Annotated in this window: 1 protein-coding gene; it reads right to left on the reverse strand. The window is 69.1% G+C overall.

What is annotated here, in order from left to right:
- Positions 1–831: aminotransferase class I/II-fold pyridoxal phosphate-dependent enzyme (locus tag DAI20_RS19300; RefSeq protein WP_108252876.1), on the reverse strand; the 831-nt coding region annotated here is incomplete at both ends.

The raw sequence follows: 831 nt of genomic DNA on the forward strand, positions 1-831 counted from the left end.
CTCGATTTCGATGCGGAAACCCAGCTCGCGCAGCGCGGGCAACAGGAAGTCGCGGCGCTGGCGGAACGCTTCGCGGCGTTGCTCGAAGATCGCCATGGACGCCTCGCTGAAACACGCCAGGGCCGCGTGCTGGGCGATGCTTGACGCGCTGATGTACAGGTTCTGCGCCAGCTTCTCCAGATCAGGCACGGCCGCCGGCGGTGCCACCAGCCAGCCGAGCCGCCAGCCGGTCATGCCGAAGTACTTGGAGAAGCTGTTCAGCACGAAGGCGCTGTCATCCACCTGCAGGACGCTGGGCGCATCCAGGCCATAGGTCAGGCCGTGGTAGATCTCGTCCACCACCAGGTGGCCGCCGCGGGCGTGCAGCGTCTTGGACAGCGCCGCCAGTTCGTCGGCCGACAGCACGGTGCCGGTCGGATTGGCCGGTGATGCCACCAGTGCGCCGACGCTGTCGGCATTCCAGTGCTGCTGCACCAGCGAGGGGGTGAGCTGATAGGCCGTGTCAGGCCCCACCGGCACCAGCTGCGCGCCGCCTTCCACCAGGCGCAGGAAGTGGCGGTTGCAGGGATAGCCGGGGTCGGCCAGCAGCCAGTGGCGGCCCGGGTCGACCAGCAGGCTGCTGGCCAGCAGCAGCGCACCGGAGCCGCCGGGAGTGACCAGGATGCGTTCGGGATCGATATCCAGCCCGTAGTGGCTGCGATAGAAGCCACTGATCGCCTGGCGCAGGGCCGGCTGGCCACGTGCGGCGGTGTAGCGGGTATGGCCGGCGGCCAATGCGGCCTGGCCGGCACGCACGACCGGTTCGGCCGTGGTGAAGTCCGGTTCGCCGAT

Source organism: Planctomonas deserti (assembly GCF_003067705.1).
Classification (GTDB): domain Bacteria; phylum Actinomycetota; class Actinomycetes; order Actinomycetales; family Microbacteriaceae; genus Planctomonas; species Planctomonas deserti.